Origin of the sequence: Paenibacillus sp. S-12 (genome assembly GCF_030363895.1) — a bacterium.
Taxonomy (GTDB): Bacteria; Bacillota; Bacilli; order Paenibacillales; family Paenibacillaceae; genus Paenibacillus_B; species Paenibacillus_B alvei.
In genome coordinates this window covers 174,097-191,123 of the sequence record NZ_JASIUF010000018.1, presented here as the reverse complement: position 1 = coordinate 191,123, position 17,027 = coordinate 174,097, and the positions used below count along the sequence as shown (strand labels likewise).

Sequence of the window (17,027 nt, the reverse complement as noted above, 5' to 3'; positions counted from 1 at the left end):
GAAGGGGCTAGGCTGATGCAGATAAATAAACGGCTGCGAAGATGGCACAAGGTAGTTCTTATCTTGCTTGGAATATTGATTTTAGTTGCTGCAGCATTCCTTCTTATCATATGGCATATGTTGAAGGGAGCGGCCGATGCCATGTATGAGCCGCTTCCAAACAAGATGGAAGGGAACCTGCCGAAGCAGCAGTCCTTCTCTTTCATCACACCTATTGTAGAGAAGAAGAATCAGGCAGTGACGGCGCCGACAGATCATCGTCAGCCGAATTTAGCGGAACAGCCCCCCTTTACACTGCTTCTGATTGGTACGGATGAGCGGCCAGGAGACAAGGGAAGATCAGACTCACTGGCTCTCGTTCTCGTTCAGCCGCGCAGCGGGACGCTGTCTTTGCTTAGTATTCCTCGTGATACAAGGACGGAAATTGTAGGCCATCATACCGTTGATAAAATCAATCACGCTTACGCATTTGGCGGGGTGCCCATGACAGTGGCAACGGTGGAACAGCTCATGAAGGTGCCTGTGCATTATTATGTAAAGACAAATATGAACGGCTTTGCATCGATGATTGATTTGCTGGGCGGCATCGAAGTGGAGAACAGTCACCCTTTTATAGAAGATGGAATATCTATCCCACAGGGGAAGGTAACATTGAAAGGGAAGGAAGCGCTGGTCTATGTTCGGATGCGCAAGCAGGATCCAAATGGCGATTTTGGCCGTATGCAACGGCAGCGGCAGGTGCTGCAAGCGCTGCTTAGCAAATCCGCTCAACTCGGATCGGCTTCCCGGTGGATGGATTTGCTCGAACAGTTGAAGGATAATTTTCGTACGAATTTGCAATTTGACGATTGGCAGGAGTTGATGGTGCATTACAGGCCGCAATTGCAGCAAGTTGAACAGCACGTGCTGCAGGGGGAAGGCAGGATGATAAACGGAATTTACTTTTTTATCCCTAAGGAGGCTCAATTGAAGAAATTGGCTGAATCGTTACGCAATCAATTAGGGAGTTGAGCATATGATTACATAAGGCAATACTGCAGATGCTACACTGAACATACATCGATTCCAGCGTGTAGCTTCCATTTATCCCCCTGTTTCTATGGGTGAATTCATTAGTTCTCTATCAGTAACCGGCCCTTCAGGGGCTGGATTTTGCCTCCGTTAACTCCTTCTCCTCTATATATTGAAGAGAAGCAAGCGGTTATCCCGCTTGCTTCTCGCCTTCTTTATGTTCAGATACTTTGGCCGCTTCCTGTTGACTTCCTTTACTGTCCTTCTTATTGGCACCACCTCCGGAAGAACGTTCCATAAGGCTTGTTCCGTTTAACATCCCGCCTTCCTCGATTAATAACACTTCGGATAGACAATTGCCGCATACTTGCCCAGTCGAGGCAATTACCAACTTACCGTTGGCGTGGATATCGCCAACTACGCTGCCTGCAACGACAATGTGACTAGCGGTAAGCGTAGAGTGCGCCTCTCCATGCTCTCCAATCGTTATTGTTCCGCTGCAGGTTACTTCTCCCGTGAACTTGCCGTCGATTCGGATGTTCGCCTCGCAGCGAATCACACCTTCCAATTGAGTCCCATGCGCAATAAATGTGTCACTGTGCTTCGGTTGTGTTGAGCGACGGAGCATGCTCATGCTTGCATAACCTCCTTGATTTAAATCAAAATGAGAAGCTAGGTTTGATGCATCGGATATGTTTCGGCACGAGTGCTGAGAGACGTTAATGGTTCCGTTGAACGTCGGGTGCGAATAAGTGGAGAGGGGAGTAATTTTTTCGAATTTGCATTCTCATTCAGAGCGTTGCGTACGTAGGGGAAGGGATCGATTGGCTCACCGCGCTGAACGATTTGAAAATGTAGATGTGGCCCTGTGCTCCGCCCGGTATTCCCGAGCTTGGCAATCGCATCTCCTTTGGCCACTGTGTCGTTCACATCAACCAAAATAGACTGCAGATGCATATACCAGGTGTCCAGTTGATTAACATGGCGGATAATGATGTAGTTACCGCGTGCCGGCTGGAATCCAGCTTCGATGACTTTGCCGTCAGCTGCGGCATAGACGGGGTCGCCCAGCTCGCCGCCGATGTCGAGTCCCGCATGGAATGCGGCTCGGCCATGTATAGGATCTTGGCGGTAGCCGAAATTTGAAGTAATGCGGCGTGACTTCGTCGGCCAGATGGACGGCGTCCCCGCGATTGTCGTCTGCCTGTTCTTCGCTTGCATGAGGGTAGTCGGAACAGAGCGCTGCATCGTATTCAGCATTTCACTAATCTGCTGCAAGTCGATGCGCGAACGGTTCGCCAGTTGTAAAATCTGATCGGTGTTGGCTTCGATGTCTTCGCCGCCAACCTGATTGCGTTCATTCCACGCAGGAGCCTGGGCAGGGACGGACAACATGGCCGAGTTCCTCTGTTCGCCAGGAGGTGCAATATAGCCTTCAACGAACTGCTGCAGTTGCTTCTCCAGGGCACTCATTTGTTCAAGCTGATCTTTGACGGATTCGGCTTGAGTGGACAAGCGAATGACTTCATTTTTCAGAAGACGAATGGCCTCATCCTTATCCTTAACCGTGACATCCAAGGCCATAGTCTGCGTCGTTACTTGCCCCTGAAGCTCTTGAATTTGTGCAGTAGATTTCCATTGCATAGCCATAAAGAGTCCAGTTATCGACATGATTGCTGCAATCGGGACGGAGACAACAAGCATCTTCGATACATTGACCTGCTTCACTGCCTGATCTGCATCACGAATGACAAGCAGTGTCATCGATCCATTCCACCAATGCCGTTTCATCCTATCACCTCGACTTAAGTTGCGTCTTCAAAGCACATACCCCGAAATGGGAACCCATGGATTGTTCACCATTCATAGGTTTGGTAAGAAAGTTGTCTATTGAACTCTATTCAATGATTCCTCAAAACATACCTTTTTTCGGGGGTGTGGCACTCATTCTCTTCCTTCGTTTGAAGCCGAATTTAAAGAGGAAGTAGACCCTTGCTGTTGATTGCGATAGCTTCCAGACTGCAGATAGAGTGTGACAGAACGTTGTCCGCCAGCGGTATTTTCTACTTGCTTGGCAACATAACCTTCCCCAATAATGGTGGTTTTGCGATCAAGCAGTTGGCAGATTGTCAGCGCATCGCGCAGAGACTGTCCGGTTAGTGAAGGGAGAGGAATATCTTTCTCCTGGCTAGTCAGCAAATAGACAGGCTGCTGTTCATACCGTTCTTCGCCTTGCTGAGGGAATTGTTCAAGCACCTTTGTTCCTTTTCCAAGAATAACGGGCTGCAGACGCTTATCCTTTATTGCCTCTGCTGATTCTTTTACTGGCTTCAAAACATAATTGCCTACGATAGCCGTATTCTTCGCATCTACTTTGCTGCTGTTCTTTACTGAAGTTTTTGAAGCTCCTGCGTTCGAAGCGAGCAAATTTGGATCGGGCTTAATTCCCATATATTGAAGCGTACTGAGCATGATAGAACGGAAGGCTGGCATAGCTACCTGACCGCCTAATGTGAAATCGCCTCCAAGATCCGGCTCATCTACGACAATGGCTACAACAGCCTTCGGATTATCGGCAGGCGCGTAGCCAACGAATGAAATCAGCCAATTCCCTTTTTTGTAACCGCGTTTGGCTGGTTTTTGTGCAGTACCGGTTTTGCCGGCTACCCGATAACCGTCAATAATGGCTGGCTTGCCCGTACCTTTCAGAATAACCTGCTCTAAGCGTTCTGTGACTTCCTTCGCTGTTGCAGGGGTAACGACTTGGTGCTCTGAAGTTTCGGGAGAAGTGGGGGCTTCCTTCACAATACGCGTTTGCAACCATTTCCCGCCATTTGCAATGCTTGCATAAGCAGCAGCGAGCTGAATTGTATTTACGCGTACACCGCCTTGCCCGAATGTCGCGGTTGCCACCTCGGAGGGACGTTCGAAACGGATAAGCGGCGCTGCCTCTCCATTTAACTCAATCCCTGTTGGACGTGTGAATCCGAAGCGGTCGATATAGTTGAACAGCTTCTCCTTACCGAGCTTCTCTAGTCCGAGCTTGACGAAGGCGACGTTACTTGATTTCTCCAATCCCTGCTGATAGCTGATCGTTCCCCAGCCATCGCGCTTTACATCATGAATGATGTTGCCGGGAACCTTAATGAAGCCAGAGACAAACGTATCCTCTGGCCGGAATACACCTTCTTCAATTGCTGCGGCTAGCGTAACGATTTTGAATGTCGAACCAGGCTCGTATCCGAAATGCAAGGTGTTGTTCGTCAGCGCGCCAATATTGGGTATATTCCAGTACCGATTCGGATTGAAATCGGGCTTTGAGGACATAGCTAGCACTTCCATCGTGTGCGGATCCATGACGACAGCCATTGCCCTAGCAGGCTGCCATTGCTTCATGACGCGATTCATGGCCTCGTCAACGAAGCGCTGGATTTCAATATCGATCGTAAGGGTAACCGATTGCCCGTCAATAGGCGGGGTAATTGAACTGCTTGACAGTGCAATGGGGTTGCCGCGATTATCTCTAAGAAATGCGGCCTGACCGTTAACGCCTTGCAACTGGTTATCGAATTTGCCTTCTATGCCGGATACAGCTTGTCCTTCTTTATTAATATAACCAAGTACATGGGCTGCGAGTTGATTATAGGGGTAGTATCGTTTAGAGGATTTCAATAATCCAATCCCATAATCAGGAAAATGAAGCCAATCGCCGTAATCCAGCTCTTTCCCGAAAAGATTACGAAATTCATCGAGCTTCGAATAGTCCATGAGCCAGCCTTCCGTACGTACTTCGACCTGACGCTGCTTCGTTCGACTGATCAAATCATTAAGCTCCGGGACAGGCTTTCCTATTAATTGATGCAGTCCGTCAGCTACACGAACCTGCTGCTTCAATTTTTCGATTTCCTGTGGAAATACGACTAAGTTATAGGCAGAAGCTTCAAGGGCAAGCGGCTTGTGATTCCGATCATAAATCGTGCCTCGCTTGGCCAGAAGCACTTCGCTGCGTGCCCATGTCTTTACATTGTGCTCCATATAGAAATCATAGTTGATAACTTGAATCCAGAACGTGCGTATGATTAAGACGAGAAAGACAAATACCATGATCATACCTAGTGCAAGCACGCGCAATCGAATTCTGCGGTTCATGATCGAATGATCCTCCGTAGCTAGTGTTGGGGTGGTAATATTTACTGTACATGGAGCGCGGTGTTTGTACAAGAGTGAACGGAGGAAAAGCGCGGTGCAGTCTACGTCAACAACCTAACAATGGGTATTGCAATGAATTATGATATAAATAGAAGAGGTCACATTATGGAGGTTACACGCATTCATGATATGGATCGTCGTTATATTGCTTGTTTATTTATTCCAAATTGTGACGATTGTGCTCTCAGAATACAAGCATCCGTCTAAGGCGCTTGCCTGGCTCTTAATACTGTTTTGTTTCCCTTTAATTGGCTTCGTAATGTATTACTTCCTTGCACAGGAATATACAGCTCGAAGACGTGTGCGCAAGCATGAAACGTGGGGGGAATACGTCAATAGAAGCGAACTGCCTGAGATTAGCGTGATCCATCATGTTCAAGAATTGAACAATCCCGAAATGCTTCAGCATGAGCGCTTGTTTTCACTAATATCATCCCTGTCGGCAAGTCCGATAACAGGCTGCAATACGGCGGAGGTGCTAACGAATGGACAGGCTGCTTTCGAGTCTATGCTGGCAGCAATTCGTGGGGCAAAGCGTCATATACATATGGAATTTTATATTATACGGGATGACGCCATCGGCACGAAGTTCCAAGAGGCACTCATTGCCAAGGCGAAAGAAGGCGTCAAGGTTCGCATCATTGCGGACGGGGTGGGGAGCATCGAGCTGCGCCGCAAATATGTTCGCAAGCTTCAGCAAGCAGGCGTAGAATTCCATTGGTTCCTTCCTGTATGGGTATCCTTTTTCCGGCGCAGGCTCAATTATCGGAATCATCGTAAAATTGTCGTGATTGACGGGGCGATTGGTTTCGTTGGCGGAATTAATATCGGTGACGATTACTTGGGACTGAACCACAAGCTGGGATTTTGGCGAGATACGCATTTGTGTGTGGAAGGGGACGGAGTCTATGCGCTGCAGGCCGTATTTTTGCACGATTGGTCCTTTGTAAAGGAGCCTCCTTCTGATCGGAAGGATCTGTTTCCAGAGCATGTCTGCCAAGGCCGTGAGCAGGTGAAAATGATTTCGAGCGGGCCAGATGCAAGCTGGGATGCGATTCAAGAGTTGTTCTTCGGGGCAGTAAGCTCTGCAAGGGAACGGATATGGATCATTACCCCTTATTTTATCCCTGATACAAGCATACGACTTGCGCTCAAGACCGCAGCAGTGAGCGGCATCGATGTACGCATTATTATTCCTGGAAAATCGGATTCCCGCATCGTTGATTGGGGTTCATTATCCTACGTGGAGGAGCTTATGCAATCTGGGGTTCGGTTCTATCAATATCAGAAAGGCTTTGCCCATGCGAAGGCATTCATTATGGATAGAGCATTAGCTTCGGTTGGAACCGCTAATCTGGATATGCGCAGTTTCTTTAGTAACTTTGAGTTAAATGCGGTACTGTTCGACAAGCAGGCAATTGATCGCTTGGAACAGGATTTTTACCGTGACTTTGACGATAGCGTTGAAATTGATTATTCCAAATTTGTCCATCGATCTCGCGGGCAGCGGGCAGCCGAGGCATTGGCCCGGCTGCTATCTCCGCTTTTGTAGAGCAGCAATTTGATTCGATAGGGCAGCAAGGACGGGTTCAATGCGTTGTTTGGGCTCAAGCTGAATAAGATCGCCTGTTGTGTTCAGGCGATCAACGGCATTTAGCAAGTGGAAATCGCGCGGCTTCGGATCGAGCCTTACCTCCTCCCATGTCAGCGGCATGGAAACTGAGGCGTACCGTGTTGCGCGCGGGGTGTATGGCGCTGCGATTGTCCGTCCCTTGTCGTGCTGCATGTAATCAATATAGATGTTGGTGCCGCGATGTTTTTTGAACCGCTCAATTGTGAATAGTCCTGGATTCCGTTCGCATAAATAAGCAGCTACCACATGTCCAAGCTCTTTCAATTGGGTGAAGGTTGGTCCGTGTTCAATTGGAATCACAATTTGCACCCCAGTTGCGCCGGAAGTCTTGGGTACAGAGCGAAGTCCTAGCTGCGCCAGCATTTCGCCTACAAGCACAGCAGCCTCCATAATGCGGGGCTCTTCCTCAACGGAAGGATCGAGATCAATAATCCATTCCGATGGCAACGGATCATCTACCTTGTGCAAGGAGGGATGATATTCGATGCAAGCGAGATTTCCCAGCCAGAGCAGTGTGGCAATATCATTCAGCACTACATAGGAAATGCCCTCGGATAGAGCAGTGCGAACAAAGGGCGGAGTCGGTTCAGGTGCATTTTTTTGATAAAAGAACTTGCCGTTTACACCGTCCGGATAACGAATTGTAGTCAAAAACCTTCCTGAACAAGCAGGGAGCAAATAAGGGCTTAGCCGAATGAGTTCCTGCATAAAGCGCCCCTTCGTTATTCCCATTTCAGGGAACAGTATTTTATCTGGATTCGTGATGTTAACTTGATGTCCGCCGATATCCAATGTTGCAGAGGATGTATGTGCCCTACCGGTGTTCCCCCTCGATTTTCCCAATTTGTTCAGCCTCCTGATGATCGCGATAATGATAAGCTCCCCTTAGCTTCATTCACCGATTTACGAATAGGCAACACCTTTTAATGGCACGAAAGCAGGGGACATTGCTTTTTTATCGATTTACATGATTTGAGACAACAATCTGCCGTGGTTTGAACAATGCTCAGGATTCAAGCAATGGCAGTGTTAAAATGCGCGGGTGGCGCAGTAAGCCTGTATCCGTATATTCGAGCGCACCGATGAGACAGGGAATCGGATGGTGGTACCAGATAATGTGCTCCTTATATAGGGTGGAAGGGAGTCCTTGTGCGATAGGCTGGACGGCTGGATGCTTGTTGGCCCAAGCTGCGAGAAGCTGTCTGCGAACCTCGTCCAATCCAATTGAGGCTCTCCCCATATATTGTCCCTTTGCATCTGCCAAAATGATACTTGAGGGGCGATTATCTTTGCGTATATAGCCGATAGTCAGGGCTTCCAACTGGATATCCTTTTTTCTTTTCGTCCAATCCCGATGCTGTTTTCCCTCTATATATGGAGAGGCCAGTCGCTTGCTGACTACTCCCTCCCATTCATGCTCGTTTATCCATTTCCATAAAGCCTCTCCATCATGGAAGCAATCGGTTACGAAACAACGTTCTGCAGGAGGCTTAGGCAGATTGGCAAGCAACTGATAACGTTCAGAGTAGGGCAGTGCTCGAATGTTTTCGCCATTTAGCGCGAGTAAATCAAAGAGAACATAAATAGCTTGCAGTAATTGGCCGTTTCCCGCTGTTCTTGTTCGTTCCCGCTGAAGCGCAAGCGGAAAGGACGGACGCAGTGACTTCGGATCCAGAACAACGACTTCTCCATCCAATAGAACGGAAAGTTGATTCTTAATTGACCATTGAGTAAGCATCTCCGTAATTTCCGGATAGATGCTCGTTTTGTTCAGCAGCCGCTTCGAGTAAAGCTCCACCTTGCCTGCTGAACAAAATGCCAAAATGCGCACACCGTCCCATTTAAGCTGATGCGTCCAGTCACTTCCTGTAGGAATATAGGATGACAGCAGTGGAGACATAGGAGGTGAGGGTAGACGATAGACCTCAGAACGAAACTCTGCAGTGACATCGTACGAACTCTGCTTCTTCACTATGATTTCTCACCGTCAGCAGACTTCTTTGTACTTTTGCGCCGCTTTGTTGTTGGCTCCGTCCCCTCGCCGCTAGCTGCCTGCTTTGTAGGAACACGTGCTGCGGTGCTGCGTGCCTTGCGTCTACCGCGAGGAGCGTCATCAACAGTTGCAGTCTCTTCTGCTGCTGCAAGTCCACCGGATTGAACTGCTGTTTCTTCTGGAGCCGCGGCTGGCTTCCGTTTTGTTCTCCGCTTACGGGGCGCCGCTTCTTCCGCAGCTGTCTGGATATGACCTGTATCGGTGCTGATCGGTGCAGGAGATTTCATGGCGTCAATGCTTGCCTGCAGGGCGGCCATTAAATCAACGACATTGGCTGTAGGCTGGGCCGCTGGGGCGGTGCGAACTTCCTCTCCTGCAATTTTTTGCCCGATGCGCTCCAGTAATCGCTCCCGATATTCATCGGTATATTTTTCAGGCTCGAAAGCGGTTGAAAGCTGGCTAATGAGGAGCTTGGCCATTTCGAGCTCCTTCGGATTAACCTTTACCTGCTCAGGGACATTCGGAACTTGGGAAGAAGACCGAATTTCATCGGGATAGAACATGGTTTCCATAACGAGGCAATTGTTTAGTACTCGGATCGCTGCAAGACTGCTTTTGGCCCGAAGGGTCACCTTGGCGATTCCGATTTTCCCCGTCTCATTAAGCGCTTCTCTAAGGAGCTGGTATGCATTCGCCCCTGCTTGATCAGGGGAGAGGTAGTAGGTTTTTTGATAATACACAGGGTCAATTTCCTGCAAGTCCACGAAATCAATAATGGATATCGCACGATTGGCTTCTTCTTGAAGCTGTTCCAACTCCTCTTTGTCGAACAGCACATATCTTCCTTTCTCATACTCGTATCCCTTGATGATTTCGTCCCAGGCTACTTCTTTGTCGCAGACCGGACACGTTCGGACGTAGGATAACGGACTACCGCATTCCTTATGAATCATCCGCATGGATATATCCTTATCCTCGGTAGCTGTATGCATTTTGACCGGGACGTGTACAAGCCCGAAGCTTATGGCGCCTTTCCATACCGTATGCATGCTCTGCCTCCTTTGCATCGTGTTCCATGATGTTCGATTGTAGGTATGACATATGGATGATGAATTTCTGATCTCAGTATGTGACAGATGCATAAGCGTTACCCATTGTGTGTCATGCATGAAATAGGAAGAATTGAGCCATCTTAACAGAAGGCAGCTGCTTGGCTAGTGTGCCGCCTGAGGCATGGAATGTGAAGGAGGATGGAGCATGATGATGGATGCCAACCGTGCAAAGCAAATATTGGAGATGAAGGATACAGTGCCCGTTCGTTTGGATGGGGAGCAATCTGTATGGATTGAAAGCGTGGATGTGGCCAACAGTATGGCTACGGTGCAGGTCGGTACGAATCCCTTGAATACACAAACCGTATCTGTAGATCGTTTAGTTGAGGAAAAGAAACACTAGCGTTCTTTGAATACAATAAATGGACAATCGTTCGAGGATGATGGAGGCGCCTGCGGCAGCAGGTGTCTTTTTCTATATAACAGCATAACAGCGTGAATGATTGATGCCTTCGATCCAACTGCAATGAGCGTGCACGATAATCGCATAGGCTGCCAAAAGGCGGTTCGCGGTTGGAGATAAGAAATTTATGATATAATGATAACTTAGTTACTACATGTATCGTGATGGAGGCTCTATATGAATCAAATTGCGGAATTCGCCTTCCGTTCAAGCAGTGAAGCAGATACGGAACGGCTTGCTTCCCGGCTGGCTGAACGGTTCACTGCGGGGACTGTTATCGCACTTGATGGGGACTTGGGTGCAGGCAAGACGAGGTTCTCACAGGCTGTAGCGAAGGCACTGGGCATTACGGAAGTCGTCAACAGCCCGACCTTTACAATTATTAAGGAATACGAAGGCGGAAAATTGCCTCTATATCATATGGATGTGTATCGGATATCAATGGCGGAGGCAGATGAGCTTGGCCTAGATGAATATTTCTATGGCGAGGGTGTATCATTGGTGGAATGGTCAAGCATAATTACCCCGATTTTACCGCCGCAGCATTTGCACTTGTTCATTCAGTCAGAAGGGGAGCAAGAGCGTATCATTCGATTGACCGCGTACGGTGAACCGTATGTATCATGGGTGAATGAATTGAAACGGATGGGAGTATAAATCATGGCAGTACAACATGAGCAGGACAAGGTGTTAGCGTTAGACACATCTACTTCATCTATGGCTCTAGCGCTTCTTCATGGTCAACAAACAGCAGCTCACATGGAGTCTCAAGCGGAGCGAAATCACTCTTTGAAACTGGTGCCGGCAATCCAATCCATGCTGCAAGAGCGAGGCTGGAACAATTGCGATGTGTCTCTACTTGCTGTTGGGATCGGTCCAGGTTCTTATACAGGGGTGCGGATTTCCGTTACAGCGGCTAAGACGATCGCTTGGGCGTGGGGCAAGCCTGTTGTAGGCGTATCAAGCTTACATGCGCTAGCGCTTAGCGGATTGGAGACGGCACGTGAACATTTTTCTTCGAGGAGTACATTGAATATCGGTCAAGACTGGGTGTACCCGTTAATAGATGCTCGGAGAGGGCAAGTATATACGGCTCGTTTTGGAACAGGAACAACGACAGGCGCTGTCGAAGTAGAACCAGGAGCAGGAGCTTTTGGACAAGCTTCGAAGAAGGATGCGCAGCTCGGCTATCGCGTGCATGAGGATGGCATTCGATTATTTAGCCAAGTTGCAGAAGAGGTAACTCATGCACTTGGATCAGAAAATGCCGAAACGGCTGATATTCCCGAACGCGTATGGTTTGTTGGAGAAATTGAGCCTCATATGGAACGTATTGCTGCGCTGCAGCAACAATTCGGAGATCGCATCCAGGCGTTGTCTTGCACAATGAAGGCGCATTGGATTGGCCGAATCGGGTTGGAGGCATTTCATCAAGGGCAATTCGGTGATACACACCGATTGGAGCCGAACTACACGCAATTGACGGAGGCGGAAGCGAAGCTGCTTGCGAAAGAGCAGGCGGCAGCCAAGGCTATACAACAATTGTAAAGGAGCGTACTTCGAATGGGACAAGCTGAGGAACAGAAGGAAGGATCCTTCTCGTCGACACAACACGCTGGTCAGAAGGAGTCTGGTCATGTTCACATGACTCAGCCAGAACAAGCTCAAGATGTTCAATTTCGCCGGATGACGCTTGATGATATTTCAGGTGTGCTTGCTGTTGAGCATGCTTCATTTACGCTGCCATGGACGCAGGATGCCTTTCGTAATGAGATGACGAATAATTTATTTGCCAAATACATTGTGATGACCACAGGCGAGCGCATCATTGGCTACGCAGGTATGTGGACGGTATTAGATGAAGCACATATTACAAATATTGCAGTGCATCCGGATTATCGCGGACAGCGGCTTGGCGAGCGTTTGCTTCAAGAGCTCGTCCAACTGGCGCATTCGCTTGGCATGCTGCGTATGACGCTTGAGGTTCGCGTCTCGAACCATGTCGCCCAGCGATTGTACGCTAAATTCGGCTTTACTTCGCAAGGCGTGCGCAAAGGCTATTATTCCGATAACCAAGAAGACGCTCTTATTATGTGGTCAGACTTGGATCCTACAGCGCCTTATGCAAAATACTAAGGCGCTAACTGATTAAAGCAGGTGAAATCATTGACGATACAATCTAATAAAGAATCTTGCATGATTATGTCTATCGAAACGAGTTGCGACGAAACGTCGGTTGCTATCGTTCGCGATGGTCGAGAAGTGCTGTCCAATATGGTATCCAGTCAAATTGACGTTCATCGCCGCTTCGGTGGGGTCGTCCCCGAGATTGCTTCCCGTAAGCATGTCGAGACGATAACTGTCATGCTGGAGCAGGCTGTTCAGGAAGCAGGCATTACCATGGAGGATGTGGACGCTATAGCTGTAACACAAGGTCCAGGTTTAGTCGGTTCACTGCTTGTAGGCGTTGTTGCCGCTAAGTCGCTGTCGATGGCGCTGGATATTCCTCTTATTGGCACTCACCATATTGCGGGGCATATTTATGCGAATCGGCTGGTAGAAGAGCTTGAATACCCGTGTATGGCTCTCGTTGTATCCGGTGGTCATACTGAACTTGTGCTTTTGCAGGAAGAGGGCAAGTTCCAGGTGATCGGACGTACTAGAGATGATGCAGTAGGCGAGGCTTATGACAAGGTAGCGCGGGCCGTCGGGTTCCCTTACCCGGGAGGCCCGCATATCGACCGCTTGGCTGTCGAATCAACGGAAGAGGTGGAAATGCCGCGTGCATGGCTGGATCCTGAATCATATGATTTCAGCTTCAGCGGGTTGAAATCTGCGGTATTGAATGCAGTCAATCAGGCCAAGATGAAGGGTGATCAACCGAATTATGCTGGAATTGCTCGAGGGTTCCAGCTATCTGTCATCGATGTACTGATTGAAAAAGCCATGCGAGCCGTAAAGCAATACGGTGCGAAGCAGCTTCTGCTGTGCGGCGGGGTGGCCGCCAATCGCGGCTTGCGGGCTGCATTGACAGAGCGCTGCGCTGATGAAGGGATTCCATTGCTGATCCCGCCTTTCGAATATTGTACGGACAATGCGGCAATGATTGGAGCTGCTGCATATTTGAAGTGGAAGAATGGTCAATCGACGCCGCTTGATTTTAAGGCAGAGCCATCGTTCTCATTAGAAGCATGGTCTGTGTAAAGGGGATGTCCCGTATCCATGTGTGAAGATAATTTAGGTATTGACGATTTGAAGCGAGGGCAATATAATAGTCAACAAACCTAAATCCTTCCATGGAATGGGAAATACGGTAAAACGCTAAGATCAGGAGCAGTAAGGAATATGCTGGCCTATAGAGAGCTGCGGGAATGGTGCGACGCGGCGGCAGCAAGCCTGAACTCGCCTGTGAGCGGATCGGCGGAATGGAGTACGCGGATACGGCTGCCCCCGTCATAGGGCGTGCGTGGCGATAGGATTGAGACGTTATGTTCTGATTCTGAATCGTCATGTGCATGAAGCGGATGAAGCTTCATCTTTCGCGAGGATGGAGTTCATCAACTAGAGTGGTACCACGGCAGATCACCTGTCGTCTCTAATGAGACGGCAGGTTTTTTTATTTTCACAGTGATAATGAATAAAGAATGCTACAACAAGATATTAATGATTTACACACGACGAACAGGAGTAGTAGGACTCGAACGGTCTCACAGCAAGCTGCGGGGAGATGCGACGCAGTGGCGGTAAGGTCTGAACTCGCCTGGGAGTGGAACAGCTGAACGAACATGATGGCATGAAGGGCTATAGAACGTCTTCATTTCATGTATCGATAGGCTGTTACGGTGCCTGCCGTTATTAGGATTTGAGAGGAAGGGCTTCATAAGGCAGGCGATTAATCGCTTCATGCACTTATGTCCTTCAATCGGAGTGGTACCGCGGCATATAACCTGTCGTCTCCAAGTAACGGAGATGGCAGGTTTTTTCGTGTTCTAAAAGCCGTTTCAGGCTTGTTCTTTGCAGCACAGGTCGAGAAAAGAAATATACGCTCAGAAAACTGATTTCAAAGCTTCAACAAAATAAGGAGGAATTATCTATGTCCATGAACAACGAGAAGATGATCCGAATTTTTGATACTACCCTGCGGGATGGAGAACAGGCGCCGGGTGCAGCCTTAACGTTGGAGCAGAAGCTTGAGCTTGCAGGACGACTGGCTGCATTGGGAGTGGATGTCATAGAACCTGGATTTCCCATCTCCAGTCCAGGTGAATTTGAGGCAGTGCAACGTATTTCTAGAATGTTCCCTGAGGTTGAAATCTGTGGATTTGCACGTGCAGTCGAGGGGGATATCGATGCTGCTGTTCATGCAACAGAAGATGCGGCGAAGAGACGCATCCATCTCTTCCTTTCTGCTTCAGATATTCATTTACAGTATCAACTGCGCAAGTCCCGTGCAGAAGTGAAGCAAATGGCCCGGGAAATGGTGGCCTATACCAAGCAATTTGTAGATCGGGTAGAATTCACGGCTATGGATGCGACACGTGCCGATTCCGATTATGTAATTGAGCTAGTAGAAACAGCTATTGAGGAAGGGGCTACGATTATTAATTTGCCGGATACGGTCGGCTATGCGCTGCCCGAGGAGTATGGAGCATTGTTCCGCAAAGTAAGACAGGGGGCGCGTGGAGCAGACGGGGTTCAATTCAGCGCCCATTGCCACAATGACCTTGGTCTGGCGGTTGCGAATAGTATTGCCGCTATACAAGCTGGAGCAACCCAAATCGAGGTGACGGTTAACGGGGTTGGAGAGCGAACTGGAAATTGCGCGCTGGAAGAGCTTGTAATGGCGCTGAATACGCGAAATGATGCGCTGCGAGTGGGCACACAAATTCGACCAGAGCATTTGTACGAGACGTCCCGTATGGTCAGCCGGATGATGCATTTCCCAATTGCCTTCAATAAGCCAATTGTGGGCCGCAATGCCTTCCAGCATGAGTCCGGCATCCATCAGGATGGTTTGCTTAAGAACCGCAGCACTTACGAGATCATGGATCCCGTTCAACTGGGAATTCCGCATCATATGATAATTCTCGGTAAGCATTCAGGGCGCCATGCACTTAAGCATAAAGCTGCTCAATACGGAGTCACACTTGATGCAAGTCAATTAGATGATGTATATGCCAGCTTTAAGCGGATGGCGGATCAGCAAAAGGTTGTAACCGATGAACAACTGCTGCACTGTATCGGAGAAACGTTGAATGAACAGCTTGAGGCTGTTGAACTGCTTGATGTTCAAGTTATTGCAGGAAGCTCGCGCAGCCGTGTAGCATCTGTTGTCATCAAGGAGCAGGAGACTGGATTGGAACGCACTTATGCTGGTGTCGGAAGCGGACCTATTGAAGCGGTAATACGTGCAATTGCACAGTCCTTCTCCGAGCTTATTGAATTTGAGGACTTGGAGCTTCATTCTTTGTCTTCAGGGGAAAATGCTGCTGGTGAGGCAATCGTGACGGTATCTTGCAACGATTTTCGCTATCAGGGAAGTGCGATGCATCAAGATATCGTAATGGCAGCGGCTCAGGCCTATGTGGCTGCGTGCAACCAAGCTGTTCGAGGTCAGCTCTACGAGCAAAATTCTGCTGTTAAGGTGGGGGCTGTTGGGGTTTCGTAATCTGAGTGTGGACAAAGTTATCCACATATTCCGTTGAAAATGTGGATAAAACGTTTTCTTCCTTACAGGACTAAGGATCTAATTTTGGTGAAAAAAAGGATAACTTCCCTGATGGAATACACTGGAATTGTGGATAATGTGGATAAAACAGTGGATAATGTTGGTTTACAAAATAAAAACATTGATATACCAACGAAAATTGAGCAGAATATGAAAAAGTGATTGTTGTTTCATAAAAATATTGTTGTGTATAAACTGTGGTTTAATAACGAATGCTGATGCTGATTTATATACTCATGAAAATAATATTGAGCTAGATGAACCTGTACGAAAATGCTAATAATGGACAGAGGAAAAATATGTCTGTTGTTATTCGTGGTTCGGTGCTGAGGAGGTACTCATCGCCGAACCTATTCGTTTTATAAATATGAGTAGAGAAATTGGACGAATTGTTTTTTTGCTGTAGGAGGGATCGGTATGAGTAAGCTCAAAGGGAGTGCGCAATCCGTACAGGACAAGCTTTCTGCAATGGGGCTGCCTAATCTGGTTATAGAGCTGCCTGACAGTACACGAACTGCAGAAGAAGCCGCGAATACAATCGGTTGCGAATTATCACAGATTGCAAAGTCGATAATTTTTCGGAGAAAAGAAGCAAATCTTCCCTTGCTCGTCGTGGCAAGCGGAGTAAATCGCGTAAATGAAAAGAGGATCGGCCATTTGCTAAACGAAAAGCTTGGCAAAGCTGATGCGGATTTCGTCCGAGAACATACAGGATTTATTATTGGAGGTGTGCCGCCAATTACTCATAAGGATCCCATTGTTACAATAATTGATGAGGATTTAATGCAAGTTGAGGTGATATGGGCCGCGGCAGGCCATCCCCAAGCTGTGTTCCAGTTAACACCCGCGGAGCTAGTGGAAATGACAAATGGGAAGGTAGCTCGGATCACCTAATTCGTATAACTACGTTGTACGGGCCTTTTGGTGATGGATGAAAA

At 48.3% G+C, this 17,027-nt stretch carries 15 protein-coding genes and 2 other annotated features; of the genes, 9 read left to right on the top strand and 6 right to left on the bottom strand.

The features are described from left to right. Positions 1-15 precede the first annotated feature (15 nt). Positions 16-1,011, top strand: coding sequence for an LCP family glycopolymer transferase (locus NO352_RS18265; RefSeq protein WP_268622051.1), 996 nt, complete (start codon positions 16-18; stop codon positions 1,009-1,011). Between the two features lie 190 nt (positions 1,012-1,201). Here the strand turns inward: NO352_RS18265 and NO352_RS18260 are convergent, their stop codons facing one another. The 3 genes from NO352_RS18260 to NO352_RS18250 all read right to left on the bottom strand — a co-directional run bounded on the left by NO352_RS18260 (position 1,202) and on the right by NO352_RS18250 (position 5,160). Further along, a complete protein-coding gene (locus NO352_RS18260) occupies positions 1,202-1,645 on the bottom strand; it encodes a bactofilin family protein (RefSeq protein ID WP_005542573.1) in 444 nt (147 codons plus the stop codon). 38 nt (positions 1,646-1,683) lie between these two features. Next, positions 1,684-2,802 carry a M23 family metallopeptidase gene (locus NO352_RS18255; RefSeq protein WP_289356378.1) on the bottom strand — a complete coding sequence of 373 codons (1,119 nt, stop codon included), beginning with the start codon at positions 2,800-2,802 and terminating at the stop codon, positions 1,684-1,686. A gap of 153 nt (positions 2,803-2,955) precedes the next feature. Then, positions 2,956-5,160, bottom strand: a complete 2,205-nt coding sequence (locus NO352_RS18250) for a penicillin-binding transpeptidase domain-containing protein (RefSeq protein WP_289356377.1) — start codon at positions 5,158-5,160, stop codon at positions 2,956-2,958. Positions 5,161-5,344: 184 nt separating this feature from the next. Here NO352_RS18250 and cls point away from each other — a divergent pair, with 184 nt between their 5' ends. Then, positions 5,345-6,772, top strand: a complete 1,428-nt coding sequence (gene cls, locus NO352_RS18245) for a cardiolipin synthase (RefSeq protein ID WP_005542566.1) — start codon at positions 5,345-5,347, stop codon at positions 6,770-6,772. On the opposite strand, the gene ligD is transcribed toward cls, so the two are convergent. The 3 genes from ligD to ku form a co-directional block, all read right to left on the bottom strand. Further along, complete coding sequence (gene ligD / locus NO352_RS18240) at positions 6,755-7,696, bottom strand: non-homologous end-joining DNA ligase (protein ID WP_005542564.1); 942 nt, start codon at positions 7,694-7,696, stop codon at positions 6,755-6,757. The genes cls and ligD overlap by 18 nt on opposite strands. 163 nt (positions 7,697-7,859) lie before the next feature. Next, a complete protein-coding gene (locus NO352_RS18235; RefSeq protein WP_005542562.1) occupies positions 7,860-8,825 on the bottom strand; it encodes an ATP-dependent DNA ligase in 966 nt (321 codons plus the stop codon). Then, positions 8,825-9,895 (bottom strand): non-homologous end joining protein Ku, encoded by a 1,071-nt coding sequence (gene ku / locus NO352_RS18230; RefSeq protein ID WP_005542560.1) that lies wholly within the window; start codon positions 9,893-9,895, stop codon positions 8,825-8,827. The genes NO352_RS18235 and ku overlap by 1 nt, the downstream gene beginning before the upstream one ends. Before the next feature lie 214 nt (positions 9,896-10,109). Between ku and NO352_RS18225 the strand changes: the two genes are divergently transcribed. The 7 genes from NO352_RS18225 to NO352_RS18195 all read left to right on the top strand — a co-directional run bounded on the left by NO352_RS18225 (position 10,110) and on the right by NO352_RS18195 (position 16,983). Beyond that, the gene (locus NO352_RS18225) at positions 10,110-10,301 is read left to right on the top strand and encodes an H-type small acid-soluble spore protein (RefSeq protein ID WP_040735038.1); all 192 of its coding nucleotides are present in this window, start codon (positions 10,110-10,112) and stop codon (positions 10,299-10,301) included. A 237-nt stretch (positions 10,302-10,538) separates the two neighbouring features. Then, a complete protein-coding gene (tsaE, locus tag NO352_RS18220) occupies positions 10,539-11,018 on the top strand; it encodes a tRNA (adenosine(37)-N6)-threonylcarbamoyltransferase complex ATPase subunit type 1 TsaE (protein ID WP_005542556.1) in 480 nt (159 codons plus the stop codon). 3 nt (positions 11,019-11,021) lie between these two features. Next, entirely contained in the window at positions 11,022-11,909 is an 888-nt protein-coding gene (gene tsaB / locus NO352_RS18215) for a tRNA (adenosine(37)-N6)-threonylcarbamoyltransferase complex dimerization subunit type 1 TsaB (protein WP_289356376.1), read from the top strand. Positions 11,910-12,005: 96 nt separating this feature from the next. Next, complete coding sequence (gene rimI, locus NO352_RS18210; protein ID WP_040735036.1) at positions 12,006-12,497, top strand: ribosomal protein S18-alanine N-acetyltransferase; 492 nt, start codon at positions 12,006-12,008, stop codon at positions 12,495-12,497. 66 nt (positions 12,498-12,563) lie between these two features. Next, entirely contained in the window at positions 12,564-13,565 is a 1,002-nt protein-coding gene (tsaD, locus tag NO352_RS18205; RefSeq protein ID WP_289356468.1) for a tRNA (adenosine(37)-N6)-threonylcarbamoyltransferase complex transferase subunit TsaD, read from the top strand. A gap of 110 nt (positions 13,566-13,675) precedes the next feature. After that, positions 13,676-13,961, top strand: a binding site (T-box leader). A gap of 68 nt (positions 13,962-14,029) precedes the next feature. Continuing rightward, positions 14,030-14,322: a binding site (T-box leader), on the top strand. 132 nt (positions 14,323-14,454) lie between these two features. Further along, positions 14,455-16,029, top strand: a complete 1,575-nt coding sequence (locus tag NO352_RS18200) for a 2-isopropylmalate synthase (protein WP_289356375.1) — start codon at positions 14,455-14,457, stop codon at positions 16,027-16,029. Positions 16,030-16,506: 477 nt separating this feature from the next. Beyond that, on the top strand, positions 16,507-16,983 hold the full coding sequence (locus NO352_RS18195) for a YbaK/EbsC family protein (protein WP_289356374.1): 477 nt from the start codon (positions 16,507-16,509) through the stop codon (positions 16,981-16,983). The last annotated feature ends 44 nt before the right edge of the window (positions 16,984-17,027 follow it).